Source organism: Streptomyces sp. NPDC001480 (genome assembly GCF_042894725.1).
GTDB lineage: Bacteria > Actinomycetota > Actinomycetes > Streptomycetales > Streptomycetaceae > Streptomyces.
In genome coordinates this window covers 65,383-90,353 of record NZ_JBIAVX010000022.1, presented here as the reverse complement: position 1 = coordinate 90,353, position 24,971 = coordinate 65,383, and the positions used below count along the sequence as shown (strand labels likewise).

General features: G+C 72.3%; 21 protein-coding genes. 18 read left to right on the top strand and 3 right to left on the bottom strand.

Translation table 11 applies throughout. The features are described from left to right. Positions 1 to 97: 97 nt before the first annotated feature. From ACFY01_RS39540 to ACFY01_RS39505, 8 genes are all read left to right on the top strand, one after another. A complete protein-coding gene (locus ACFY01_RS39540; protein ID WP_390740624.1) occupies positions 98 to 1,330 on the top strand; it encodes an Ig-like domain-containing protein in 1,233 nt (410 codons plus the stop codon). A gap of 141 nt (positions 1,331 to 1,471) precedes the next feature. Then, entirely contained in the window at positions 1,472 to 2,716 is a 1,245-nt protein-coding gene (locus ACFY01_RS39535) for an Ig-like domain-containing protein (RefSeq protein ID WP_390740623.1), read from the top strand. 456 nt (positions 2,717 to 3,172) lie between these two features. After that, positions 3,173 to 3,940, top strand: coding sequence for an enoyl-CoA hydratase/isomerase family protein (locus ACFY01_RS39530; protein WP_390740622.1), 768 nt, complete (start codon positions 3,173 to 3,175; stop codon positions 3,938 to 3,940). Positions 3,941 to 4,175: 235 nt separating this feature from the next. Next, a complete protein-coding gene (locus tag ACFY01_RS39525; protein WP_390740621.1) occupies positions 4,176 to 4,679 on the top strand; it encodes an ATP-binding protein in 504 nt (167 codons plus the stop codon). 245 nt (positions 4,680 to 4,924) lie between these two features. Then, positions 4,925 to 5,722 carry a polysaccharide deacetylase family protein gene (locus ACFY01_RS39520; RefSeq protein WP_390740620.1) on the top strand — a complete coding sequence of 266 codons (798 nt, stop codon included), beginning with the start codon at positions 4,925 to 4,927 and terminating at the stop codon, positions 5,720 to 5,722. After that, positions 5,722 to 6,906, top strand: a complete 1,185-nt coding sequence (locus ACFY01_RS39515; protein ID WP_390740619.1) for a hypothetical protein — start codon at positions 5,722 to 5,724, stop codon at positions 6,904 to 6,906. Before ACFY01_RS39520 ends, ACFY01_RS39515 begins: the two co-directional genes overlap by 1 nt. A 52-nt stretch (positions 6,907 to 6,958) precedes the next feature. Beyond that, positions 6,959 to 7,888, top strand: coding sequence for a MerR family transcriptional regulator (locus tag ACFY01_RS39510; RefSeq protein WP_390740618.1), 930 nt, complete (start codon positions 6,959 to 6,961; stop codon positions 7,886 to 7,888). Between the two features lie 40 nt (positions 7,889 to 7,928). Then, positions 7,929 to 8,141 carry an EF-hand domain-containing protein gene (locus ACFY01_RS39505; RefSeq protein WP_390740617.1) on the top strand — a complete coding sequence of 71 codons (213 nt, stop codon included), beginning with the start codon at positions 7,929 to 7,931 and terminating at the stop codon, positions 8,139 to 8,141. Positions 8,142 to 8,185: 44 nt separating this feature from the next. On the opposite strand, the gene ACFY01_RS39500 is transcribed toward ACFY01_RS39505, so the two are convergent. Further along, positions 8,186 to 9,838 carry a 2-isopropylmalate synthase gene (locus tag ACFY01_RS39500; RefSeq protein ID WP_390740616.1) on the bottom strand — a complete coding sequence of 551 codons (1,653 nt, stop codon included), beginning with the start codon at positions 9,836 to 9,838 and terminating at the stop codon, positions 8,186 to 8,188. A gap of 211 nt (positions 9,839 to 10,049) precedes the next feature. On the opposite strand from ACFY01_RS39500, the gene ACFY01_RS39495 reads away from it, so the two are divergent. Continuing rightward, a complete protein-coding gene (locus ACFY01_RS39495; RefSeq protein WP_390740615.1) occupies positions 10,050 to 10,736 on the top strand; it encodes a FadR/GntR family transcriptional regulator in 687 nt (228 codons plus the stop codon). Positions 10,737 to 10,863: 127 nt separating this feature from the next. Beyond that, positions 10,864 to 11,526 (top strand): NADPH-dependent F420 reductase, encoded by a 663-nt coding sequence (locus ACFY01_RS39490; RefSeq protein ID WP_390740614.1) that lies wholly within the window; start codon positions 10,864 to 10,866, stop codon positions 11,524 to 11,526. A gap of 24 nt (positions 11,527 to 11,550) precedes the next feature. Here ACFY01_RS39490 and ACFY01_RS39485 read toward each other — a convergent pair whose 3' ends face one another. Next, positions 11,551 to 13,518, bottom strand: a complete 1,968-nt coding sequence (locus ACFY01_RS39485) for a beta-N-acetylglucosaminidase domain-containing protein (protein WP_390740613.1) — start codon at positions 13,516 to 13,518, stop codon at positions 11,551 to 11,553. A gap of 256 nt (positions 13,519 to 13,774) precedes the next feature. On the opposite strand from ACFY01_RS39485, the gene ACFY01_RS39480 reads away from it, so the two are divergent. Genes ACFY01_RS39480 through ACFY01_RS39455 form a run of 6 tightly spaced genes read left to right on the top strand, consistent with a single transcriptional unit; the run spans position 13,775 to position 22,356 of the window. Then, entirely contained in the window at positions 13,775 to 14,674 is a 900-nt protein-coding gene (locus ACFY01_RS39480) for a hypothetical protein (RefSeq protein ID WP_390740612.1), read from the top strand. Then, positions 14,671 to 17,028 carry a hypothetical protein gene (locus ACFY01_RS39475; RefSeq protein WP_390740611.1) on the top strand — a complete coding sequence of 786 codons (2,358 nt, stop codon included), beginning with the start codon at positions 14,671 to 14,673 and terminating at the stop codon, positions 17,026 to 17,028. The genes ACFY01_RS39480 and ACFY01_RS39475 overlap by 4 nt, the downstream gene beginning before the upstream one ends. Next, positions 17,025 to 18,863 carry a hypothetical protein gene (locus ACFY01_RS39470; protein WP_390740610.1) on the top strand — a complete coding sequence of 613 codons (1,839 nt, stop codon included), beginning with the start codon at positions 17,025 to 17,027 and terminating at the stop codon, positions 18,861 to 18,863. The genes ACFY01_RS39475 and ACFY01_RS39470 overlap by 4 nt, the downstream gene beginning before the upstream one ends. A gap of 58 nt (positions 18,864 to 18,921) precedes the next feature. Next, positions 18,922 to 19,602: a VWA domain-containing protein gene (locus ACFY01_RS39465; protein ID WP_390740609.1), complete on the top strand. Its 681-nt coding sequence runs from the start codon at positions 18,922 to 18,924 to the stop codon at positions 19,600 to 19,602. Position 19,603: 1 nt separating this feature from the next. Continuing rightward, positions 19,604 to 20,707: a protein phosphatase 2C domain-containing protein gene (locus tag ACFY01_RS39460; RefSeq protein WP_390740608.1), complete on the top strand. Its 1,104-nt coding sequence runs from the start codon at positions 19,604 to 19,606 to the stop codon at positions 20,705 to 20,707. Continuing rightward, the gene (locus tag ACFY01_RS39455; RefSeq protein WP_390740607.1) at positions 20,704 to 22,356 is read left to right on the top strand and encodes a hypothetical protein; all 1,653 of its coding nucleotides are present in this window, start codon (positions 20,704 to 20,706) and stop codon (positions 22,354 to 22,356) included. The genes ACFY01_RS39460 and ACFY01_RS39455 overlap by 4 nt, the downstream gene beginning before the upstream one ends. A 15-nt stretch (positions 22,357 to 22,371) precedes the next feature. Here the strand turns inward: ACFY01_RS39455 and ACFY01_RS39450 are convergent, their stop codons facing one another. Beyond that, on the bottom strand, positions 22,372 to 23,049 hold the full coding sequence (locus tag ACFY01_RS39450; RefSeq protein ID WP_390740606.1) for a Crp/Fnr family transcriptional regulator: 678 nt from the start codon (positions 23,047 to 23,049) through the stop codon (positions 22,372 to 22,374). Between the two features lie 208 nt (positions 23,050 to 23,257). Between ACFY01_RS39450 and ACFY01_RS39445 the strand changes: the two genes are divergently transcribed. Together ACFY01_RS39445 and ACFY01_RS39440 are read left to right on the top strand one after the other, a co-directional pair. Next, entirely contained in the window at positions 23,258 to 24,289 is a 1,032-nt protein-coding gene (locus tag ACFY01_RS39445; RefSeq protein ID WP_390740605.1) for a phosphatidylinositol-specific phospholipase C domain-containing protein, read from the top strand. 106 nt (positions 24,290 to 24,395) lie between these two features. Further along, on the top strand, positions 24,396 to 24,953 hold the full coding sequence (locus ACFY01_RS39440) for a GH25 family lysozyme (protein WP_390740604.1): 558 nt from the start codon (positions 24,396 to 24,398) through the stop codon (positions 24,951 to 24,953). Positions 24,954 to 24,971: the final 18 nt, after the last annotated feature.

Genomic DNA, 24,971 nt, shown 5'->3' with positions numbered 1-24,971 from the left:
CGCCGTGTGCCCCGTCGCGTCGTCCTCCCCACTGTTCTGCCCAGCGCTAGCGTCGCACTCACGTTTCCCCAGGGCGGTGACGATCGTTGAGCCCCCCGTGAGGCATCCACAAGGGCGCGCACGGCGCGCGGGCGTCGCGTTGGCCGCGGTACTGACATGGGCCGGACTGCTGGCCGGAGCCACCGGCTGCGGCCCGGACATCACGGACGACATCGGCATCGACCGGGTCCTGGGCAAACCCCCGGCCCCCAAGGACACCATCCGCGTATCCCCGGACGACGGCAGCAAGGACGTCCGCTCGGACCAGCGGCTGCGGGTACGGGTGCCCGGCGGACGCCTGGAGTCGGTGACCGTACGCCGCTCCCAGGACGCCCAGGAGACCCCGGTGCCCGGCCATCTGACGGCCGACGGCACGGCCTGGGAGCCGGACGAGCCCAAGCTGGCGCTCGCCGCCAGGTACACCGTCGACGCGGTGGCGCTGGACCGCGACGGGCACCGCTCGGCCCGGCACACCACCTTCACGACGTACGTCCCCGACGAGCGGTTCATCGGATACGTCACCCCCGAGAACCGCGCCACCGTCGGCACCGGGATGATCGTCTCCCTGACCTTCAACCGGGAGATCGAGAACCGGGCCGCCGTCGAGCGGGCCGTCCGCGTCACCGCCCAGCCCCCGGTGGAGGTCCGCCCGCACTGGTTCGGCAAGGGCCGCCTGGACTTCCGGCCCGAGCACTACTGGAAGCCCGGCACCCGGGTCACCGTCGACCTGCGGCTGCGCGACGTGGAAGGGGCGCGCGGGGTGTACGGATTGCAGTACAAGACGGTCGCCTTCACCATCGGCCGCAGCCAGGTCTCCCTGGTGGACGCGGCCGAGCACACCATGCAGGTGCGCAGGGACGGCGCACTGCTCGCCACCGTGCCCATCACGGCCGGCGCCCCCGAGCACACCACCTACAACGGGAAGATGGTGGTGATGGAGATGCTCGACGTCACCCGCATGAACAGCCGCACGGTCGGCTTCGGCGGCGAGTACGACATCCCCGACGTCCCGCACGCCATGCGGCTCACCGACTCCGGCACCTTCCTGCACGGCAACTACTGGGCCCCGGACGCCCCCGGGAACGTCAACGTCAGCCACGGCTGCGTGGGCCTGAGGGACGTCAAGGGCGGCGGTTCGGACACGCCCGCGGGCTGGTTCTTCGACCGCAGCCTGGTCGGGGACGTCGTCGAGGTCGTGCACAGCAATGACAAAAAGGTCGCTCCCGACAATGGCCTCGGCGGGTGGAACATGGGGTGGAAGGAGTGGAAGGCGGGCGGCGCGGTCGGTTGACGTACCGTTCAGTTGATGTTGCGACGAAATGGTGACCTTCGGCTGACACGATCCCCAAAACCTTGCGGTTAATATGCGCCGATGCGTGCGTGGGGCGCGCCGGGGTGCGGGTCCGACCAGGCCCGGGGAGGGGAGAAAGACTTGAACGTGCGGCCGATATCGGGGGCGTCGGTTGGGGGCCGACGGGGCCGGAGGAAGTGGCCGGTGCTCATAGCCGGCGTCCTGCTGATGTCCGTCACCGCGTGCGGTGGGGGCGACTCGGACTCGGGGGCCGGGTCCGGGTCCGGGTCCGGTAAGGGCAAGGGCTCCTCCGGGCAGAGCAAGCAGTCCGAAGCCGTGGTGACCATCTCGCCCAAGTCCGGTGCCACCGAGGTCGACACCAGCGGCGCCCTCAAGGTCAGCGCCGGCAAGGGCAAGCTGACCGAGGTGGAGGTCAAGGACGACAAGGGCACCGCGGTCTCGGGCACCATCACCGGTGGCGGCACCGGCTGGAAGCCCTCCACCCACCTGGCCGCCGCCACCAAGTACACGGTGCACGCGGTCGCCAAGGACTCCGAGGGCCGTGCGGCGGCCGAGGACTCCAGCTTCACCACGCTGACCCCGAAGAACACCTTCGTCGGCTACTTCACTCCCGAGGACGGCTCCACGGTCGGCGTCGGCATGCCGTTCTCCATACGCTTCACCCGGGGCATCACCAACCCCGGGGACGTGCGGAAGGCCGTCCAGATAAAGACCGAGCCGGCCGTCGACGTCGAGGGCCACTGGTTCGGCAACGACCGTCTGGACTTCCGGCCCGAGAAATACTGGAAGTCGGGCACCAAGGTCACCGTCAAGCTGAACCTCGACGGCGTCGAGGGCCGCGACGGCGTCTACGGCAAGCAGTCCAAGACGGTGAAGTTCACCATCGGCCGCAACCAGGTCTCCGTCGTGGACGCCAAGAAGCACACGATGAAGGTCACCCAGGACGGCAAGGTCGTCAAGACCATCCCGGTCACCACCGGCAAGCCCGGCTACGACACCTGGAACGGCCAGATGGTCATGAGCGAGAAGCTCACCGTGACCCGCATGAACGGCGAGACGGTCGGCTACGGCGGCGAGTACGACATCAAGGACGTCCCGCACGCCATCCGCCTGACCAACTCCGGCACCTTCATCCACGGCAACTACTGGGGCGGCGGCGCCTTCGGCAACTACAACGCCAGCCATGGCTGCGTGGGCCTGCGCGACGTCAAGGGCGGCTACGACAGCGGCGTTCCGGCGGCCTGGTTCTTCAACCACTCGATGCTCGGTGACGTGGTGGTCGTCAAGCACTCCAACGATCGCACCGTGGACCCGGACAACGGGCTCAACGGCTGGAACATGTCGTGGGACAAGTGGAAGGCGTGAGCCCCCGCTGACCGACGTACGGGCCCGGTGCTGTGACGGACGGCACCGGGCCCGCTCGCGTCGGTCCCCGTGCCGTGCCGAGTGTGATGGACCGCACCGGAGCAGCCGCCGTTAGTCCCCGTGCTGCGTCTGCCCGGGGACAACCCCCGGACCCGGCCGAGTGTGATGGACCGCACCGGAGCAGCCGTCGTTAGTCCCCGTGCTGCGTCTGCCCGGGGACAACCCCCGGACCCCCGGCCGAATGTGATGGACCGCACCGGAGCAGCCGTCGTTAGTCCCCGTGCTCCGTCTGCCCGGGGACAACCCCCGGACCCCCGGCCGAGTGTGATGGACCGCACCGGAGCAGCCGCCGTTAGTCCCCGTGCTGCGTCTGCCCGGGGACAACCCCCGGACCCCCGGCCGAGTGTGATGGACCGCACCGGAGCAGCCGCCGTTAGTCCCCGTTAACCTGCCTGCATGACCGTCTCTCTCGAAGTCGCCGAAGGCGTCGGCACCCTCCGTCTCGACCGCCCGCCCATGAACGCCCTGGACGTCGCCACGCAGGACCGGCTCAAGGAGCTCGCCGAGGAGGCCACGCGCCGCGACGACGTGCGCGCCGTGGTGATCTACGGCGGCGAGAAGGTGTTCGCGGCGGGCGCGGACATCAAGGAGATGCAGGCCATGGACCACACCGCGATGGTCCTGCGCTCCCGCGCCCTCCAGGACTCCTTCACCGCCGTGGCCCGCATCCCCAAGCCGGTGGTCGCGGCCGTCACCGGATACGCCCTGGGCGGCGGCTGCGAACTGGCCCTGTGCGCCGACTACCGCATCGCCGCCGACAACGCCAAGCTCGGCCAGCCGGAGATCCTGCTCGGTCTGATCCCGGGCGCGGGCGGCACCCAGCGGCTGCCCCGGCTGGTCGGCCCCTCCAAGGCCAAGGACCTCATCTTCACGGGCCGCATGGTGAAGGCCGACGAGGCGCTGGCGATCGGCCTGGTGGACCGGGTGGTCCCGGCCGCCGAGGTGTACGCCGAGGCGCACGCCTGGGCCGCGAAGCTGGCGCAGGGCCCTGCGATCGCCCTGCGCGCGGCGAAGGAGGCGATCGACACCGGCGTGGAGACCGACCTCGAGACCGGTCTCGCCGTCGAGCGGAACTGGTTCTCGGGCCTGTTCGCCACCGAGGACCGTGAGCGGGGCATGCGCAGCTTCGTGGAGGAGGGGCCGGGCAAGGCCAAGTTCCTCTGACCCGGATCCCCCGATGGGGCGGTTTACAGGAACCTTAAAGCAACCTTAAGCCTGTCTTGTCGGGGGTTTCCGGCGCTTGCCCGGGAGTGTGTCGTAGTCGCAGGTCGGACTGGGTGGTGACGGCTCCATGCTGCCCCTGGCATATGCCGACCGGCTTCTGTGGGACGGGAGCGCGCGGGGGGCGTATTCCTCCGGAACGGCCCCGGAGGGCGCCCCGGACGGCCATGATGGGGGCATGGCGGGGCTGGAGGGCATCGAACAGCCGCGGGGACACGGCCGTGCGACCGCGGCGCGCTGGTCGCCCGCGGTCGAGGACGAACAGGCGCTCAAAGCAGTCGAGTTGTTCGGCAATCCGGCGGAGGCCGAGGTTCCGCTCCCGTCCCGCCCGGAGTCGGCGGCCACCGCGCGCCGGCTCGCACAGGTCGTCGTCCTGCGGCAGTGGGCGCTCACCCCGAAGACGGCGGAGGACGTCGTCCTGCTCGTCTCCGAACTCGTGGGCAACGCCGTACGGCACACCGGCGCCCGCGTCTTCGGCCTCCGCATGCGCCGTCGCCGCGGCTGGCTCCGCGTCGAGGTCCGCGACCCCTCCCGGGGGCTGCCCTGCCTGATGCCGGTTCAGGAGATGGACATCAGCGGCCGGGGCCTGTTCCTGGTCGAGAAACTGTCCGACCGCTGGGGTGTGGACCTCCTGCCGCGCGGCAAGACCACGTGGTTCGAGATACGGGTCGCTGACCGCTAGGTTCGGCCGATTCCGGGTGCGACCGCGACCCGGAAACCTTCCCCCCCATCGGGCTGATGTGCGCGTTTCTTACCGTGCGCCTCTTGAGGCGAGGTGGTCCGGGCGGGCGCGGGGCTCGCCGTTCGGGCGGACGAGGGGCTTTCGCGACCAGGCCCTGGGTCCGGCCTGCCGGCTCCGCCGACGCCCCGGAAACACCCTCACCCGAATGAGGCTAATGTGCGCATTTCTTACCATGCGCCCCTTAAATGGTGTGGGTGACCACCACCAACCGACGCGGGGCGCTCCGGGCGGGCGCCGGGCTCGTCGCCGGGGGCGCGCTCGCCGTCGGCTGCGGGGAGACCGGCGCCCCCGCACACCCCGCCGCGTCCGCCACGCGGCCGCGTGCTCCCGGTCGTTCGGCGGCCACACCCCCGCCGGCCCCGCCCCCGCGCGCCTTCCCCCGGCACCCGGTCCAGATCACCCACGGCCCGCGCACCGATGCCGCCGTCGCCCTGACCTTCCACGGCCAGGGCGAGCCCGCCCTCGCCCGCCGCCTGCTCACCGAGGCCGAACGGCAGGGCGCCCGGATCACCGTCCTCGCCGTCGGCAGCTGGCTCGACGAGCACCCCGACCTGGCCCGCCGGATCCTGGACGGCGGCCATGACCTGGGCAACCACACCCAGCGCCACCTCGCGATCAACGCCATGTCCGAGGCGGGCGCCCGCGCCGAGATCACCGCCTGCGCGGACCGCCTGAGGCGGCTCACCGGATCCATCGGCACCTGGTTCCGGCCCTCGCGCGCGCCCACCGCCTCCGCACTGGTCACCCGGCTGGCTCAGGAGGCCGGCTACCCGCACGTGCTGTCGTACGACGTCGACTCGCTGGACTACACCCGGCCCGGCGCCCCCGCCATCACCCGCACGGTCCTGGACCAGGTCCGCGCGGGCTCCGTGGTGAGCCTGCACTTCGGTTATCCCGACACGGTCGTCGCCCTCCCCGCCGTACTCCAAGAACTCGGCCGCCGCGGGCTGCGCGCGGTCACCACCACGGAGCTGCTGAGCTGATGCATCCCACCCACGCCGCCCGCGCCCTGGCCGCCGCTTGCGCCCTCGCCGCCCTGACGCTGCTGTCCGCGTGCGGCGGAGGCGGGCAACACAAGGAAGAGACCCCGGACAGCACGGCGCCCGTCCGGCCGTCCGTGCAGAAGGCGCAGGCCGACGGGCTGCCCGGGATGCCTCCCGTGCTCGACCCGGCCGATGTGTACGCCGCCGACCGCCCGGGCCGGCTCTCGCCGGTGGTGCGGGACTTCCCGTCCCGGGTCTACGTGCCCAACACCAACTCCGACACCGTCTCCGTGATCGACCCGAAGACGTACCGGGTCATCGACACGATCCCGGTGGGCCGGCAGCCCCAGCACGTGGTGCCCTCCTGGGACCTGAAGACGCTCTGGGTCAACGACGACAAGGGCAACACCCTCACCCCCATCGACCCCCGGACCGGGAAGGCGGGCAAGCGGGTCGACGTCCACGACCCCTACAACCTGTACTTCACGCCGAACGGCCGGTACGCCATCGTCATGGCCTCCCTCGACCGTGAGCTGGTCTTCCGCGACGCCCACACCATGAAGAAGGTGAAGGCCCTCCCGGTCGCCTGTGCCGGCGTCAACCACGCGGACTTCTCCCTCGACGGCCGGTACTTCATCGTCTCCTGCGAGTTCAGCGGCGACCTGCTCAAGGTGGACACCGAGCGGATGGAGGTGATCGGCAAGCAGAAGCTGCCGCTCGCCGGCGCCATGCCGCAGGACGTCAAGGTCTCACCCGACGGCAAACGGTTCTACGTGGCCGACATGATGGCGGACGGCGTGTGGGTCCTGGACGGCGACACCTTCGCCAAGCCCGGCTTCCTGGCCACCGGCAAGGGCGCCCACGGGCTGTACGTCAGCCGCGACTCCCGCGAGATGTACATCTCCAACCGGGGTGAGGGCAGCATCTCCGTCTTCGACTTCACCAAGGACAGGCTGACGAAGAAGTGGCGCCTGCCCGGCGGCGGCAGCCCCGACATGGGCGGGGTCTCCGCGGACGGCAAGGTCCTGTGGCTGTCCGGCCGTTACGACTCCGAGGTGTACGCCATCGACACCGGCACCGGCGACCTGCTGGCCCGCATCCCGGTCGGCAGCGGCCCGCACGGTCTGGCCGTCTACCCCCAGCCGGGCCGCTACTCGCTCGGCCACACCGGCATCTTCCGCTAGGGCCTGTCCGGCTCCTTGAGTCTCCACCCGCTGGAGGGTCCAGACTCGCGGTGTGAGCGCAGACCGCACCACCCTCTTCACCATCGGCGAGCTGGCCCGGGCCACCGGCCTCACCGTGCGGACCATCCGCTACTGGTCCGACGAGGGCGCCCTGCCCCCGGTGGCCCGCTCCTCGGGCGGCTACCGGCTGTACGACGCCGGGTCCGTCGCCCGCCTGGAACTGATCCGCACCCTGCGTGAGCTGGGGCTCGGGCTCGGTCATGTGCGCCGGGTACTGGCCGGCGAGACGACGGTCGCGGAGGTGGCGGCCGCGCACGTCACCGCCCTGGACGCGCAAATCCGGTCCCTGAAGGCGACCCGGGCGGTGCTGTCCACGGTGGCGCGACGCGGATCGAGCGCGGAGGAGACGGCCCTGATGAACCGGCTGGCGCGGCTCTCGGCGGCCGAGCGCAGGCGGATCATGGAGGAGTTCGTGGCGGAGATGCTCGACGGACTCGACACCTTCGACCCGGAGATCCGGGAGCGGATGCTCCGCTCGGCCGTGGACCTGCCGGACGACCCGACGTCCGAGCAGGTCGACGCCTGGGTGGAGCTGGCCGAGATGATCCATGATCCGGAGTTCCGGGCGCAGATGCGCAAGGCGACCGAGTTCAACGCGGCCGACCATGGGCCGGAGGCGCCCGCGGGCGCCTCGCTCTGGTTCGTCAAGCGCCTCATCGAGCTCGCTGCGGACGCGCGCGGCCGGGGGATCGCCCCCGAGGCTCCCGAGGCGGACGCGGTGCTGCGGGAACTGTTCGGCGACGCCGACCGGAGTGCCGTGCGCGAGCGCCTGTGGACGGTCACCCACGACCGGCTCGCCTGTTACCGGGAACTGCTGGCCCGGGTGCGGGGTGAGCCCCTGCCCGCGCACCGGGAGGAGTTCGCCTGGGTGGTCGCCGCACTGGACGCTCACGGGGCCGGTTACGCTGACCAGCGGCAGTGAGCCAGCAAGACCAGAGAAACGCGACAAAAGGGGCGGATCGGTGGCGGACATCGAGGAAGCACGCAAGCAGTTCCAGCGGATCGATGCGGACGGTGACGGTTTCATCACCGCCGCCGAGTTCAAGTCCGCCCTCGCCCAGGGAGGCGACTGGAACGTCACCGACACGGTGGCCGAGGCCGTCATCAAGACCCGAGACCTCAACGGCGACAAGGTCCTGTCCTTCGACGAGTTCTGGGCCTACCTGAACAAGTGACGCGAGCCTGAGGGGGGGCGCCCGGCCGGGCGCCCCCCTTTCGGCTACCGGACCGCCCGGCTCACCGCGGCCAGCACCGCGCGCACCGAGGCCGTCTCCGGCGAGGGACCCTCGCCCGCGCCCCAGGCCGTGGCGCCGTTCACCCGGCACTCGGCGTAGGCGACCGTCCTCTCCGCGACGGTCCTCCCCACGGGCGCGATCGGGTGCCCGGCCCGCTCCAGCACCTCCACGTCGAACCCGGCACCGGCGAGCGCGTCCAGGACACCGGACAGCGGGGCCGTCCCCGCGTGGTCCCCGACTCCCCGCGGGCCTTCCACCATGTACGTCGCCCGGAAGAGGTCGTAGAGCTCCTTCGGTGCCACCTCCTGTCCGGTGTCGTCCGTGACCTCCTGGACCACCCGCGAGAAGTCCGGCCGCATGCGCTCGGGCAGGTCCAGTCCGTGGTGCGTGCGCAGCAGATAGGCCATGCCGCCCTTGCCCGACTGGGAGTTGACGCGGATCACGGCCTCGTACGAACGGCCCACGTCGGCCGGGTCGATCGGCAGGTACGGCACCGCCCAGGGGGCCGAGTCCTCCGCCAGGCCCGCCCGCGCCGCCCGCACGGCATGGCGGGCCAGGCCCTTGCTGATCGCGTCCTGGTGGGTGCCGGAGAACGCCGTGTACACCAGGTCGCCCGCGTACGGGTGCCGCGGGTGCACCGGCAGCCGGTTGCAGTGCTCGACCGTCTCCCGGACGGTGTCGATGTCCCGGAAGTCGACCATCGGGTCCACCCCCTGGGCGTGGAGGTTGAGCGCGAGGGTCACCAGGTCGACGTTGCCGGTGCGCTCCCCGTTGCCGAACAGGCAGCCCTCCACGCGCTGCGCCCCGGCCAGGACGGCGAGTTCGGCGCAGGCGACGCCGGTGCCGCGGTCGTTGTGCGGGTGCACGGAGAGGATCACCGAGTCCCGGCGGGACAGGTTGCGGTGGGCGTACTCGATCTGGTCGGCGTAGACGTTCGGGGTGGCGATCTCGACCGTCGCCGGGAGGTTGTGCGTCACCGGGCGGTCCGGGCTCGCGTCCCACAACGCGGTCAGTCCGTCGCAGAGTTCCAGGACGAAGTCGGGCTCGGTGAGGTTGAAGGTCTCCGGCGAGAACTGGAAGCGGAGACCGGCCCTGTCCCCGGCCCGGCGGGCCATGTGCTCCGCCGCCTCCCGCACGGTGCGCCACACCTCGCCCCGGTCCCGCCCGAGGACCACCTCGCGCCACACCGGGGAGGTCGCCACGTACAGGTGCACGACGGCCCTCGGCAGCCCCTCGATCGCCTCGAAGGTCCGGTCGATCAGGTCTCGCCGGGCGGGGGTGAACACGACGGGCGTCACGTCGTCCGGCACGGTGCCCGCGGTCACCAGGTGCCGGACGAAGTCGAAGTCCGTGCGGCTCGCGGACGGATAGCCGACCTCGATCTCCTTGAAGCCGACGGAGACCAGCAGGTCGAACAGGCGGCGCTTGCGCGGGGTGTCCATCGGCTCGGCCAGGGCCTGGTTGCCGTCACGCAGGTCCACGGGGACCCAGAGCGGGGCGCGCTCGAAGCGGGCGGACGGCCAACTCCGGTCCAGGCTGGGTACGTTCACCCGCTCCTGGAAGGGACGGTAGCGGTGGGACGGCATCGGGCTCGGACGCTGGGGGTTCCAGGACGGATGAGGGGCGGTCGTGGTCATCGTCTGCTGCTGCCTTCGGCTCGGTCGGACGGTGACCGGCAGCACGGCGACCCGCGGCGGGGTGCCGGTCGCGTCAGGCCCCGCCGCGGCAGCCGAGGAGAAGGAGACCGCGAAGCGTCATGCGGGGTACGCTAGCGACTCCTCAGCTCCTCAGACAAGTGAGAATCTCCCCGCAACCCTCCTACCGCGCAGACAAGTTGGTGCATCACCGATGACGCTAGGTCCGCTGGGCCCCGTCCGCCCCAGCCCGTTGGTCGAACAGGCGGCCCAGCGGCTGCGCGCGCAGATCACCGGCGGCCACTGGCCGGTCGGCACCCGGCTGCCCGGCGAGACCACCCTCGCGAAGGAACTCGGCGTCGGCCGCTCCACCGTCCGCGAGGCGCTGCGCGCCCTGGCCGGGGCGGGCCTGGTGCGGGCCCGGCACGGCGCAGGGGTCTTCGTCATCGCGACCGAACCCGCCGAGGACTGGCCCACCAGGCTGCGCCGTGCCCAGGTGAGCGACGTCTACGAGGTCCGGACGGCCGTGGAGGTGCAGGCGGCCCGGCTGGCCGCGCGCCGCCGCACCCCGCAGGACGTCACCGCGATCGAGGCGGCGCTGGCGGGCCGCCGCGCCGCCGCCACGGCGGACGACGCGGCCTTCGTCGACGCCGACATCGCCTTCCACGCGGCCGTGGTCGCCGCCGCCCACAACCCCGTCCTCACCGACCTGTTCACCGAGTTCACCCCTGTCCTGCGCGCGGGCCTGGTCGACCTCCTCGCCCTGACCGGCGTCCGCGCCCAGGACCCGAACACCGGTGACGACGCCCACGAGGCCCTGCTCAGGGCCGTGAGGGACGGCGACGCGGAGACCGCCGCACAGGTGCTGCACGCGGAACTGGAGGACCCGTTCGCGCACTGACGGGCCGGCCGGTGCTTCCGCGGTGGTGATCCCACGGTTGCCGTAACCCGTGGAATAGCCCACGCGCCCCCGTGGTTGTCGCCGCACGACAAGCGCATGCGCGTGCATCAACCCGGAAGGGTCTGTCATGAAGATCGGCATCATCGGCGCGGGCAACATCGGCGGCAACCTCACCCGGCGGCTCACCGCCCTCGGTCACGACGTCTCCGTCGCCAACTCGCGCGGTCCGCACACGCTCACCGAACTGGCCGAGGAGACGGGGGCGACCCCCGTACCGGCCGAGGAGGCGGCGCACGGCGCGGAGGTCGTGGTCGTCACGGTTCCCCTGAAGGCGGTCCCGGGCCTGCCCAAGGGGCTGCTCGACGGGGCGGCGGACGGCGTCGCCGTGATCGACACCGGCAACTACTACCCGCAGCAGCGGGACGGCCGTATCGCGGCGATCGAGGACGACGGCCTCACCGAGAGCCGCTGGACCGAGCGCCAGATCGGGCACCCCGTGATCAAGGCCTTCAACGGCACCTACGCCCAGGACATCCTCGACCGCCCGCGTCCGGCCGGTGCCCCCGACCGCATGGCCCTGCCGGTGGCCGGGGACGACGCGGCGGCCAAGGCGAAGGTCCGCGCGCTGATCGACGAACTCGGCTTCGACACGGTCGACGCCGGCGGCCTCGACGAGTCCTGGCGCCAGCAGCCCGGCACCCCGGTGTACGGGCTGCGAGAGGGCGTGGACGGCGTGCGGAAGGCGCTGGCGGAGGCGTCCCAGGAGCGGCCGGCGGACTTCCGGGGGTAGGACTCCGCTGACTCGGGTCGGGAACTACCGACCCACCACCCGGGCCACGAACGCGTCCAGCACCCCGGCCCCCACCTCCACCGGACGGGTCCGGTCCTGCCAGTCCACGATCGTGTGGGAGCGGGCCGCCGTCCGCAGGGACAGCACCCGGTCCCGGGAGCCCTTGCCGTCGCGGAGGTCCAGCGCGGCGAGGGCGGCCCGGGCCCAGTCCCTGGCGCAGGCCAGCCAGGGAGCGGCCGGGGCGCGCAGCGCGGCCGGGACCGTGTCCGGGGCCGAGGCGAGGACGGTGAGCCGCTCGCGCAGGGCCCGCTCGGCCTTCGGTCCGCCCCGCCAGTACGCCGCCGTCAGCGCCGCCAGCTGCGGTGCCTGCCCTGCGTCCAGTCGTGAGGCCCGGTTGACGTCGGCGAAGGCGCGCAGCGCCGTCAGGGCCCGCCCGTCTCCGCCGGCCAGCACGGCCAGGCCCGCGTCGAGCGCGTCGGCGGGCCGGTAGGCCGTGGGGTTCCAGGCGTACGCGGCCATCGAGAACAGCGCCGGGTCGGAGGCGGCGGCCTGGGGCATCGGGTTGGCCAGCAGGCCCGCGACCGCTCCGGGCAGCCCCGCGTCCCGGCCGGTGTACGGGCCCAGCAGCAGGTGCTGCGCGGTGTAGTCGTTGACCGGGTAGTTGTCCCACACCAGCACCGCGTGCCCGTACCGCCGGCCGGCCTCGCGGGCCTGGTCGGCGTGGATGCTCGGCGAGACGATCCGCGGGCCGGTCCACATCACCGAGACGCCCCGGTCCAGCCGGTCCGCCAGCGCGGACTTGTACGGACCGGCCGCCGACCCGTCGTACTCGGTGGGCACCGTGAGCAGCGGGGCGGCGCCCGGGTGGGCGTCGAGGAACTCCCGCCGCACCCGGTTCAGCAGGTCCGCCTGCGCCCGCCCGACCGCGCCCCGCCCGCTGCCGTACACGGTCGCGTCGCGCGCGCAGTTCCAGCGGTCGATGTCGATGTCGTCCAGCGGCACGGCGAAGGCGCGCACCCCCGCGTCCCACAGCTGCCGGAACTTGCCGACCAGCGCGGCGGTGTCCGCGGCGGAGGAGTAGCAGACCGACAGGCCGGGGGAGAGGGCGTACACGAGCAAGACGTGGTCGGCCTCCGCCCGCCCGGCCAGGGCGCGCAGCTCGGCCAGCCGTGCCTCGGGGTAGCGCTCGCGCCAGCGGGCGCGCAGGTAGGGGTCGTCCTTGGGGCCGTAGACGTAGGTGTCGAGTTTGAAGCGGGCGGCGAAGTCCAGCTGTTCCAGGCGCTCCCGCTGGGTCCAGGGCTTGCCGTAGAAGCCCTCGACGATACCGCGGGCCGGGGTGGCGGGCCAGTCGCGGACGCGGAGGGCGGGCAGCTCGGTGCGGGCCGCCGCCGAGCCGACCGGGCGGACCAGCTGGGCGAAGGTCTGGGCGGCGTGGAACGCGCCGGCCGCGTCCGCCCCGGCGAGGACGGCGCGGGGCCGGCCGTGGTCGGTGCCGACGGCGAGGACGTATCCGCCGGCGGTCAGCTCGCCCGGCCCGTCGGCCCCCAGCGCCGACAGCTCCTTCGGCGTACCGCCCGTCGTCACCGTGACCAGCAGCTCCCCGGACCTGGGCGCGTCCCCGAGGCGGACCTGACGGGCGCCGCCCGCGCGCAGCGCCCGGGTGACGGCGTCCAGCGTGGAGGCGTCGGTGCCGGCGTCGGAGCGCACCGCCACGCCGCGGCCGATCCGCACGGAACCGGCGTCGCGGCGCACACTCCGCGGCGCGGGCCACAGGGCGGGCGGTCCCGCCGGGTCGCCGCCCGCGCGCGTCACGGCCGAGCCGCCGCCCGCCGAAGCGGCCGGGACCGCCGCCGAGGCGCCCGCCGGGCCGTCCGGGCCGCCGCAGGCACGGGCGGACACCACGATCACCAGACCGAGCACGAAGCCCAGCAACAGTTGCGACGGGACGCGGAACTGACGCACCCGGGCCCCCTCCACCGTCTGTCTGAGCATTGCCATCGACCATGCCATTGACAGTGAACTACCACTTGGGGCACGAATTATGACGGAACGACAGTTTCCGTTCGGGCGGTTTCCGTTTTGTCGGTGCGAGATCATACGCGTCCGTGTGACGTTGTGTCGGAATCATTGGCGAACACATCGGCAAGAGGGCATTGTGCGCCAAATGGCGTAGACACTGCCGCAAGCAGGTTCTATCCAGATATGCGCGGGGCGCACGCGAGCCCTGCTCCGGCACAGGAGGTCGCACATGCTGGTTCCGGACGATCCGATCACCCACTGGATCGTGCTCCTCGACATCGAGGACTTCAGTCTGCGCCCGGAGACCACGCAGGCGACGCTGCACCAGAGCATGCACCAGGTGGTCGCGTTCGCGCTGCGACGCGCCGGACTGGACCTGGACACCTGCCCCTGGCAGGACCGCGGGGACGGCATGCTGCTGCTGATCCCCGTCGGCACCAGCCCCACCCGGCTGCTGCGTGAGCTGGTGCGCGGCCTGGAGGACGCCCTGGTGGCGCACAGCGGCCAGTACAACCACGACCACCGGATGCGGCTGCGGGTCGGACTCAACCAGGGGCTGGTGATCCAGCAGGGGCAGCTGTGGACCGGCAACGCCATCAACGACCTGGCCCGGCTGGTCGACGCGGGCCCCGTCAAGCAGGTGCTCGCCCGGGCCGGCCGGGCCCACCTGGTGGTGGTCGTCTCGGAGGACGTCCACCAGAAGGTGGTGCTGGGCGGCTACCCGGGCATCGACCCGGCGGCCTACCTGCCCGCCGACTTCGTCACCAAGCACGGCGAGCCGCGCCGGGGCTGGGTCACCGTACCCGGCTACCCGGCGCCGCCCGGACTTCCCGCGGACTCGGGGGAGCCGCCACGTGACAGCAGACCCGGGGACACCCCCGGCACGGGCGGCCGCGCGGGAGCGGCAGGCGGCGGGACCGAACCGGGGAGCCCGGTCCCGCCGCCGGCGCCGTACATCAGCGGCGTGACGAACAGCCAGATAGCCGTGGGGGACGGCGCGACGGCCGTCAACGGGCCCTATGTCAACGGTCCCTACGTCCACGGTGACTACGTGAACGGCGACAAGACCGTGTACCACTACGGACACCCGGCCCCGCCGCACCGCACCCGTCCCGCGGACGGCTCATGAGCACTCCCTCCGCGCCCCCGCCCACCACCGCACAGCCCACGACGACCACCGCACCCACCGCGAGCACGGGAGCCCCGCAGCCGCAGAGCGGGGGCGCGCCCCCGCCGAACGGCGGCAGCGGCGCACCCCCGCCCGCCCCGGGCAGCGGCGGCGACGGGGGCGCCCCCCAGCCGGGCAACGCCCAGTCGGGCACCCCCCAGTCGGGCGGCGCCCAGCAGGGTGACAACCAGCAGGCCGCGCCCGCCGACAGCACCGCCGACGCAGGCAACACCGCCCGCGACGCCACCGCCCGCGCCGGTCAGGGAAGCCTGCGCGCCGGACTGCTGCGCACCGCCTGGACCCACATCGGCGGCGACCGCGTCGAGGGTGACAAGATCGTCATCCACGCCGACGGGGAACGCGGCGTCGTCCTGCGCGCCCTGGCCGCCGGCGTCGTGGACACCGTCCGGCGCACCTTCCAGGCGCCGCCCCGCTGGGACGACGTCGTCGCCGACGCCTGGCGGCGCCGCTCGGTCGTGCTGCGCGGTCCCGGTGGCGCCGGCAAGACCGCCGCGGCCGTACGACTGCTGATCTCCGCCCAGGCCAAGGCCTTCTACCTGCTGGACTCGGTCGCCGAACTCACCCGGCTGACCGAACTCAAGCAGCTCGGCCGCGGCGCGGGCCTGCTGCTCGACCGGCCCGTGGACCTCGGCGAGTTACGCGGCTCCCAGCTGGCCGGCCTGGAGGACCTGCTGTTACAGGCCGAGGCCCACCTGGTGCTGACCGCCGGACCGGAGGCCGAACTCGGCCAGGGCGTCGGCGAGTACGTCCAGCGAATAGGCCGCCCCGACATCCTGCACGACGTGCTCCTGGCCCACCTGGCGCACCGGCTCGGCGAGGACGACGCCGAAGAGGCCCTCGCCGCGGCGGGCCTGCGGGACCTGTGCGAGGAACTCCTGGACCTCGGTGCCTCCTGCCGTGACGCCGCCCGGCTGGCCGAGGTCATCGGGCACGAGCACGGCGCCGGCCTCATCGACCTGGAGCGGGTCCGCGCCCGGATGGACCAGACCGGCGGCGAGAGCCCCGAGGAATGGTTCGAGGGGCTCGGTGACACCGGGCTGCGCACCCACGCCGTCGCACTCGCCGTCCTCGGCGGACTGCCCCAGGAGTACGTCGCCATGGCCGCGAGCACCCTCCTGGACCGCTTCCGCAGCGACCGCGGTGTCCTGCGGGCCAGCGTCGAGCACGGCCCCGTGCCCCTGCGCCAGGACCCCTTCAGCCAGTCCCGCCGGATGCTCGACGAGAAGCTGCGCGCCCGCACCGTCACCGCGGTCACCCGGGGCGACAACGGCTGGCTGCCCTGCACCGTCGCCGAGTACCGCGACCCCGACTACCCGGCGCGGATCATCCGGCACGCCTGGTCGCAGTACACCATCCAGGGCGAACTCCTCGACTGGCTGGCCGATCTGGTCGACAAACCCTCGCAGCAGGTGCGCAGCTTCGCCGGGACCGCGCTCGGCCTGATCGCCACCGAGTCCTTCGACGCCGTCAGCGCCCTCGTCCTGCCCGGCTGGATCCGCGACCAGGCAAGCGGTGAACAGCGCCGCGAGGCCGTCGCCTACGCCCTGCGCGTCTGCGCCCGCGACCCCGACCTGCGGCCCGGGGTGCGCGCCCTCGTCGAAGGCTGGTACCTCGGCGGGCCCTGGGAGTTCCAGGCCGCCGCCGCCCGCGCCTACGGCCTGTGCCTGGGCGGCGCCGACCTGCCCACCGCCCTCCAGGCCCTCACCCGGCTCGGCACCGTCGACTCCGTCCAGGTCGCCGTCGCGATCGGTGACGCCGTCGCCGACCTGATGGAGGAGGACGTCCGGGCCAACGCCCCGGCGGTGCTGCGCGCCCTCGCCGAGATGGCGCTGGAACCGAAGAGCCGCCACACCGGACACCTCGCCTTCCTGATCCTCGCCAACGCCCTGGTCACCGACGAACCCCCGGCCGGCGGCCTGCCCGGGCGCAGCCGCCCCACCCTGCTCAGACTGGCCGCCGACAGTCCGCCCGGCGGGGAACTGCGCCGCCTCATCGGCTACCTGTGGGCCGAGGCCATCAGCGGCGAGGTCTACTCCGAACCGTCCGGGATCGTCCTGGACGCCTGGGCCACCCAGGCGGAGAGCGACCCCGAGCTGCTGGCCGACCTCGTCCGCGTCCTGGTCGACGACGTCGCCGCCCGCTCACCGCGCGTCGGCCTGCTCCTCCAGCGCCACGCCGCCCACTGGACCGACCGCGACCGCTTCCGTCCCCTGCCCCGCTCGGCGGCCGTCATCGGCGCCGCGCTGCGGGCCGCGCCGTCCGCTCGACCCACTCAGCCAGGAGGTGACCGGTGAACGACCCGGTCTCGTTGATCGTCAACCGGACGCCGGTGCCCCGTATGGCGGTCGGCCCCACCAAGGCGACCGAACCGCACCTCGCGGTCGTGTACGCCACCGCGTCCGGTGAGGTCGAGTGCTTCGAGGGCCGTCCGATGACCCCCTCGCAGCAGGTGTTCTCCAAGTACCGCATGCGCTACGAGATCGATCTGCGCCCCCGGCAGCGCAGCGCCGTCCTCGGCCGCAACCCGCTGGTCTCCCGCGACGGCGTGCACGCCTTCGAGGTGAAGGTCGACTTCGCCTTCCGCGTCGACAGCTGGGAGGGCGCCAAGGCCGTGGTGCGCTTCGGCATCGACAACCCGCTGCCCCTGGTGCACAACTACCTCACCAGCCTCTTCCACGGCGCCGGACAGCGGTTCGCCATCGAGGACTCCTTCGGCCTCCAGCACTACCTCAACCAGAAGTGCGCCCAGCAGGTCACCCTCGCGGAGGGCCTGATCGTGTACGGCTGCCAGGTGACCGTACAGCCCGACGACAAGTCCAAGCTGTACCTGGAGTCCCTGATCGAGGCCGGCCGGCGCGAGACCCTCGGCCAGGCCGAGCACGTACCCAACATGGGCGAGGTCCTGCGCCAGGGGCAGCTCGACTCCAAGAAGCAGGAACTGGAGATAGAGGCCACCGCCCGGCAGGCGGCCGCGCTCCAGAGCACCCTCACCACCAGCGAGGGGCTGATCCGGCACTACCTGATCACGCACCCGGAGGACGCCGCAGGCGCCTTCGAGATGATGCGCAAGCTGGAGGAGGCCCGCTTCGCCACCACGGAGCTCCAGAACCAGCGCGCCCTCGGTCTGCTCCAGCTGATGGCGGAGAAGAACCTCGTGCAGGCCGGCGACCTGGACGCGACGCGGCAGCTGCTGACCGACGCGGTCGGCCGGGCCACCGGCGGCGAGGCCCAGCTGCCGCCCGCCGGCACCCCGCAGCTGACCGGCGCCCGGCCCTGGGACGCCCCGCCGGCCCAGCTGAACGCCGCGCCCGCCGGTCAGGCGTACACCCCGACGCAGCCCCAGCCCCAGCCCACCTACGCCCCGCCCCGGCCCACGGCCCCGGCCGCCACCGCCCCCTACGGCGCGGGCCCCGGCTCCACCGTGGTCGGCGACCCCGTCCAGCCCTCCGCCGGACGGCCCGCCACCCCCGCCTACACCGCCCTGATCTACCTGGTCCTCGACGAGTCCCTGGACCGCACCTGCCTGGAGGAGCTCAACCGGGGCCTGAGCGACCTGCACTCCGCGCTCTCCGCCGCCCCGGAACTCTCCACCGCGCTCAGGCTGTCCGTCCTCGGCATGGCCGCCACCACCGAACCCCGGCTCCAGCTCGAGACGGTCACGTCCGGCACCCGCACTCCCATCCTCACCGGGCGGCCGGGACTGTCGTACGGGCACGCCTTCCAGCTGCTGACGACCGTCCTCGGGCAGGACGTCGGCGTGGTCAAGGGCGAGGGCGCGCAGGTGCTGCGGCCCATCGTCCACTTCGTCACCGGCGGAGCGCCCGAGGAGGGCGAGGGCTGGCGCGAGGCCCACCGCACGCTGACCGACACCACCGGCAACCCGGCGGCGCCGCACGTCATCGCGCTGGGCCTGGGCCGCGCCGACACGTTCGCGATCCGCGGTGTGGCCACCCGGCCCGAGTTCGCCTTCATGGCACCGCCCAACCAGGACGCGGTGTCCGCCGCGCACAGCTGCGCCGCCTTCCTGCGGGACAGTGTCGTCGGCTACGCCCGCCGGATCGCCGCCGGCGACCCGCAGTTCGCGGTCGGTCCGCCCGACGGCTTCCGGCGGGCCGAGGACGCGTTCTGACCCGCCCGGCCCGGTCCCACGAACCACACAGTCCCCACCACGCAAGAACGGAAAGACGATGATGGAAAGCAACCGGGGGCACTTGCTCCCCATCTACGTCCTCGCCGACGAGTCCGGCTCGATGACCGACTACATAGACGAGCTCAACGACGGTCTGCGCTCGCTGCACCAGGCGCTGCTCGGCGAACCGATGGCCGCCGCCAAGGTGCGCTTCTCGGTGCTCGGCTTCTCCGACGACGTGGTCGAGCGGGTCCATCTGGTCGACCTGCGCAGCGCCAACGAGTTCCCGCGGCTGCGCACCCGCGGCATGACCAGCTACCGCAACGCCTTCGAGGACCTGATCGTGCGCATCCCGGGCGATGTGAACGCCCTCAAGCGCGAGGGCTACCAGGTGCACCGGCCGGCCGTGTTCTTCCTCAGCGACGGACTGCCCAACCACCACGAGGACTGGCAGGACGCGCACCGCCGCCTCATCGACCGGGGCATCACCCTCGGCGCACCCAACATCATCGCCTGCGGCATCGCCGACGCCGACGCGCAGACCATCAACCAGGTCGCCACCCAGCCGCAGTTCGGCTTCATCGTCAACAAGGGCGTCGACGTCGGCAGCGCCATCGCCAAGTTCTGCGCGGCCCTCACCCAGAGCGTGGTCCGCTCCGGACGGTCACTGAGTTCGCCGTCCCCGGAACTGGTGGTGGACAAGCCGGAAGGCTTCACCGTCGCGATCGATGTGATCTGACATGGTCCCGTTCTCACGCCGCCGGTCCGACGACGACCCGAAGGAGCGGCGGCCCGTTCCGGCGCCGCCCGGCCCGGTCCCGGACCTGTACTCCAGGGAACCCGCCGGATCCGGCCCGGCCGACCGGCCCGGCGAGCAGACCTGGCCGCCCGGCCTGCTGCCCGTCCGGGCACCGGCGGCCGTGACCGCGCCCGCACCCCCGCCGAGCGAGCTCGCCGACGGCTGGCGGCCCCTGTCCGTGGACGGCGCCTACCCCGCCTTCGACCACAGGCCGCCCACGGGCGGGCTGTCGTACCGCCCCGACACCGTCTGCGACGGCTGGTCGACCAGTGCGCTCGACCTGCGGCTGGCCTCGGTGCGCGGCTACGCCCACCGGGCCGAGGGCAAGCCCCGCGAGGACGACGCGGCGGCGGCCTGGGACGAACAGACCGGGGCCGTCGTGTTCGCCGTCGCCGACGGTGTGTCCGACGCGCGCGAACCGCACATCGGCTCCCAGCTGGCCTGCCGCAGCGCGGTCGACGAACTGCTCGCCCAGGTGCGGGCGGGCGGCGGATTCGTCACCGACTGGAGCAGGCTGCTCGGCACCGTCCACTGGCAGCTGGTCGAGCAGGCCCGCCGCATCCTGCGGGCGCAGGACACCCCGAGCGTGGACGACACCGCCGCGCTGCTGGCCACCACCCTGGTCGCGGGGGTGGCCACGCCCACCGAGGACGGGGTGCGGGTGGTCCTGGTGTCGGTGGGTGACTCCGGGGTCTGGGTGATCAAGAACCAGGAGGTGTACCCGCTCAAGGGCGGGAAGTCGTTCGGCGCGGACGGACTGCTCTCCTCGGCCGTCCGGCCGATGCCGTACGTGCCCGCCGACTTCGATCCGTTCGAGTACCTCCTGGACCCGGGCAGCGTCCTGCTGGTCGGCACGGACGGCTTCGGCGATCCCGTCGGTGACGGACGGGGCGCCGTGGCCCAGTTGTGCGTCCAGGAACTGTCCCGGCCGCTGCCGCCGCTGGGCTTCGCGTACGCGCTCGACTTCTACCGCGAGACCTTCGACGACGACCGCACACTGGTGGCTCTGTGGCCGCGCGGAGGGGCGCCGGGAGCGGTGCGATGAACGACGTCAGAGTGCCCTGGACGTCCGCCGCCCAACTGGGCGACTACACCGCGCACCGGCTGGGCGGCGGCGGCCAGGGCATCGTGTACGGGGTGCCGGACCCGCAAGGGAAGTTCCCCGGGCAGTCCCTGGTCTACAAGGAGTACCTGCCGAACGTCCCGTACGACGAGGACGTGCTGTACGACATGGTCTGCTTCCGCCAGCTCCTCGACCCGGCCGAACGCGCCTTCCTGGACGACCGTCTGACCTGGCCGACGGTGCTGGTGTACCGGGACGACACGCCCACCGACCCGCGGCCCTCGCGGAACCCGCGGACCACGGTGACCGGCTTCCTCATGCGGCGCGTCGGCCCGGAGCACGAGCTGCACAGCCCCGTCCTGAACGGGGTCAAGCAGCAGGCGATGGAGTTCCTGCTCAACGACGACTCCTACAGCACCCACATCGGGCTGCCCGTCGACGACGCCCAGCGGCTGGAGCTGCTGCTCGATCTCGCCCGCACCGTCGAACGGCTGCACGGCCACGGTGTGGCGGTGGGCGACCTCTCGCCCAAGAACGTCCTGTTCACCCTGCGCGGGCAGGCGCGCTGCCTGCTCATCGACTGCGACTCCATGCGCTACGCGGGCAAGGACGTGCTCGCGCAGGTGGACACCCCGGACTACGAGGTGCCGGCCCCGGAGAAGGCCACCGCGACGGTCGCCACGGACTCCTACAAGTTCGGGCTGCTCGCCGCGCGGGTCTTCAGCCGCAGCCAGGACAGCAGGGACCTCACCCCGCTCAGGGCCGTCTCCACCCAGCTCGCGAACCTCGCGGCGCGCGCCCGGAACCAGGATCCGCAGCGGCGTCCCCGGCTCGCCGAGTGGATACCCGTGCTGGAACTGGAGCACGGCCGCGTCAAGCGCACCCCGCCGCCGGCCGCCGTCCCGCAGCCGAATGCGTGGCAGCCGCCGACCCAGACCGCGCAGACCCCCGTCGTCACCCCGCTGCCCCGCCCGCGGCCCACCGGCTCGGCGGCCAACCGATGGGTCGGCGGGCTGCTCGCCGCGGTGCTGATCGGGGTGGTCGGCGGCTTCGCGGCGACACACGTGGCGGGTTCGGCCGGCGCCGGCGACTCCTCGTCCTCGTCGGCCACGGGCACGCCCACCGAGCGCACGTACGTCGGAGGCGACCCGGCGACCGACGAGCCCTCCCCGGACCCCGGCGACGCGACCACGCCCTCCGGCCTGGCCGTGGCCTCCGGGGCCACCGTCGACTACTCCCAGGTCGCCGACGACGATGCCGCCGAGGACGTGGCCCAGATGTTCGCCCGCTTCTTCGGCGCGATCAACGAACACCGCTACGACACCGCGCTGAAGTACTACGACCCGGACACCAGCGTGGTCGACCTCGGCACCACGGCCGGCCGCGACAAGTGGAAGGGGGTCATGTCCACCACCAAGGACAGCGACTTCGTGCTGGGCGGCCTGTCCTCGGACGGCCCGTACACCCTGGCCACGCTGAACTTCACCAGCCACCAGGACCCGGGCTACGGACCCAAGGGCAGCCCCGACGACACCTGCGACCAGTGGTCGATCACCTACCAGCTGACCCATTCGGACGGCTACCGGATCTACCAGGCGTCCAAGGACGGGGTGAGCTACACGACCTGCTGAGGCCCCCGCCCGGGCTCATCCGCCGAACGCCTGCCGCTTCAGCTGGTCCGCCGACCGCACCAGCAGCGCCTGACGTCCCGTCACGATCCAGCCCTGGGACCGCCACTGCTCCAGGACACGGCTCACCGTGCGCCGTGAGGTCAGCAGCAGACCGGCCAGGTCGTCCTGGGAAAGGGCCAGTCCGATGCGGTGGCCCGTGCCGTCGGGGTCCGGGTGGCCACAGCGCTCGACCAGGTCCAGCAGGAGGACGGCGAGCCGGGCCGGCACCGGCTCGGTGATTCCGGCGCGCTGGAGGTCGGCCTCGCGCAGGCGTTGCGAGAGGGTCTGCTCCAGGGCCGCGGCGACGCCCGGGCGGGACCGGGCGAGCACCTGGAAGCGGGTGGCGGGCAGGTTCAGCAGGTCGGTCGAGGTGGCCGTGACCAGGGAGGCCGAGCGGCGCCCGCGCTCCACCGCGGCCTGCTCGCCGAGGAGTTCGCCGGGGCCGCGCAGCGCGAGCAGGGCGCGGTAGCCGGCGTGCGACTGGGCGACCACTTTCACCCAGCCGTGCAGCAGGACGACCAGGTGGTCCGAGTCCTCGCCCTGGGTCAGGAACTGCCGGTCCGTCGGCAGGGACATCCGCGTCGCCGCCCGCAGCAGCGCGGCCCGGTCGCCCGGGTCGAGGGCCTCCCAGAAGGGGGCGGGGTGGATGGTCACGGCGCCTCACCTCCCTCGACGTACACCGGTGCACCGGAACGGCATCAGTGTGGCCCCGCCGCATCCCCGTGAAACCTGCCCCGGCCGACGAATTCGAGCACGACGATCACACGACACCCGCGTGCCTCCTGTTCCCCCAGGGGCTACCGCTCAGTAACCGCTTGCCCCTACGCTGCCGCCAACTCCGTGACGACGAAGGGGATTTCACGTGCGTACGGTCAGACGGCTGGCGGCGCTGCTCGGTGCGGCCGCGATGGTACTGATGGGACCCGGCAACGCCCACGCGGCGTCGGGGAAGTTGTCCGAGACGACGGCGATCGGTACGCACAACGCGTACGACAAGTCCAAGTACACCTATTTCGCTCAGGCGTTGGACTCGGGAGCCTCGCTGCTCGAACTCGACGTCTACGCCGACAGCCTCAGCCACCGCTGGCGGGTCAGCCACAGCAACCCGCTGGGCAACGACAACAACTGCGAATACGCCAGCACCCCGAGCGACCTTTACAGCAAGCAGCGCAACCAGGACCTCGGCAGCTGCCTGGACAACATCGCCGCCTGGAACCAGCTCCACCCCGACCACCCGCCGATCGTCTTCAAGGTCGAGATGAAGGTCGGCTTCAACAACAACGCCGGCCTCGGCCCCGACGAGTTCGACTCGCTGGTCGCCTCGAAGCTGGGCAGCAGCGTCTACAAGCCCTCCGACCTGCTGGGCTCCACGTACTCCACGCTGGACGCGGCGGCCAAGGCGAACGCGTGGCCGAGCCGGGACGCCCTGAAGGGCAAGTTCCTCTTCGAGCTGATCCCCGGCACGGTGGAGGAGTCCAACCCCTTCGACAGCTACTGGACGGACGAGGAGTACGGCGACCACCTGCGGGACCTGCATGCGGCCGGGAACATCTCCGCGGCCCAGGCCTTCCCCGCGGTCCTCGGCGCGGCGAGCGGCGACCCGCGTACCAGCCGCTACGACGCCTCGATCCGGCCGTGGTTCGTGTTCTTCGACGGTGACGCGACCTCGTACGTCGACAACGGCTACGCCACGTCCTTCTACTCCGCGAACCACTACATCCTGATCATGACGGACGCCGCCGGCGTGTCCCCGGCCATCTCCTCGACCGATCCGACGGACGCCGAGGTCGCGGCCCGGCTGTCCCTGCTGGCCGCGGACCACGCCAGCATCATCACGTCGGACTGGTCGGCGAAGTCGGCATCGGTGCTGGGGTCGGTGACGGCCCGGGGTTGACCGGGCACATCCGGCAATTCGCGGGGTGGCGCCGGATCGGGCGTGCCAGGGTGGGGCATAACCCAGTCAACTCGTGTCACCCCACTGGCACTTCAGGAGTCCCCCCATGTTGCACGGCATCGACGTGAGCGCGTTCCAGTCCTCCTCGTACGACACCAGCGGCCTCTCCTTCGTCTTCATCAAGGCGACGGAGGGCCGTTCGTACGTCAACCCGAGGCTCTCCGCCCAGACGAAGCACGCCCGGGACGCCGGTCTGGTCGTCGGCTTCTACCACTTCCTGTGGCCCGGCGACCTCACCGCCCAGGCCGAGTACTTCCTCCGGCACGCCCCCGAGAAGGCGGGCGACATCCTCGCCGTCGACTGGGAGACGACCAGCGAGGGAACGCACGCGAGCAACGCCGACAAGGACCGCTTCATCCGGAAGCTGAAGGCGCTGCGGCCGCACAACCGGGTCGTGCTCTACGCGAACCGGAACTACTGGCTGAACGTGGACATCACCTCGTACACCGGTGACGGTCTGTGGATCGCCGACTACGTCACCGCGGGCAAGCCCCGGATCAAGGCCGGCTGGCGATTCCACCAGTACAGCAGCGAACCCCATGACAAGGACGTGGCCGACTTCGCGAGCAAGGCCGCCCTCGTGAAATGGGCCAAGGACGTCTGACCCCGGCGCGCTGAGAGG

Coding starts and splice junctions, on each gene's coding strand:
- ACFY01_RS39530 (WP_390740622.1), top strand. CDS start 3,173: ATGACCGTCTCTCTCGAAGTCGCCGAAGGCGTCGGCACCCTCCGTCTC.
- ACFY01_RS39525 (WP_390740621.1), top strand. CDS start 4,176: ATGGCGGGGCTGGAGGGCATCGAACAGCCGCGGGGACACGGCCGTGCG.
- ACFY01_RS39520 (WP_390740620.1), top strand. CDS start 4,925: ATGGTGTGGGTGACCACCACCAACCGACGCGGGGCGCTCCGGGCGGGC.
- ACFY01_RS39515 (WP_390740619.1), top strand. CDS start 5,722: ATGCATCCCACCCACGCCGCCCGCGCCCTGGCCGCCGCTTGCGCCCTC.
- ACFY01_RS39500 (WP_390740616.1), bottom strand. CDS start 9,838: ATGACCACGACCGCCCCTCATCCGTCCTGGAACCCCCAGCGTCCGAGC.
- ACFY01_RS39495 (WP_390740615.1), top strand. CDS start 10,050: ATGACGCTAGGTCCGCTGGGCCCCGTCCGCCCCAGCCCGTTGGTCGAA.
- ACFY01_RS39490 (WP_390740614.1), top strand. CDS start 10,864: ATGAAGATCGGCATCATCGGCGCGGGCAACATCGGCGGCAACCTCACC.
- ACFY01_RS39485 (WP_390740613.1), bottom strand. CDS start 13,518: ATGCTCAGACAGACGGTGGAGGGGGCCCGGGTGCGTCAGTTCCGCGTC.
- ACFY01_RS39480 (WP_390740612.1), top strand. CDS start 13,775: ATGCTGGTTCCGGACGATCCGATCACCCACTGGATCGTGCTCCTCGAC.
- ACFY01_RS39475 (WP_390740611.1), top strand. CDS start 14,671: ATGAGCACTCCCTCCGCGCCCCCGCCCACCACCGCACAGCCCACGACG.
- ACFY01_RS39465 (WP_390740609.1), top strand. CDS start 18,922: ATGATGGAAAGCAACCGGGGGCACTTGCTCCCCATCTACGTCCTCGCC.
- ACFY01_RS39460 (WP_390740608.1), top strand. CDS start 19,604: ATGGTCCCGTTCTCACGCCGCCGGTCCGACGACGACCCGAAGGAGCGG.
- ACFY01_RS39455 (WP_390740607.1), top strand. CDS start 20,704: ATGAACGACGTCAGAGTGCCCTGGACGTCCGCCGCCCAACTGGGCGAC.
- ACFY01_RS39440 (WP_390740604.1), top strand. CDS start 24,396: ATGTTGCACGGCATCGACGTGAGCGCGTTCCAGTCCTCCTCGTACGAC.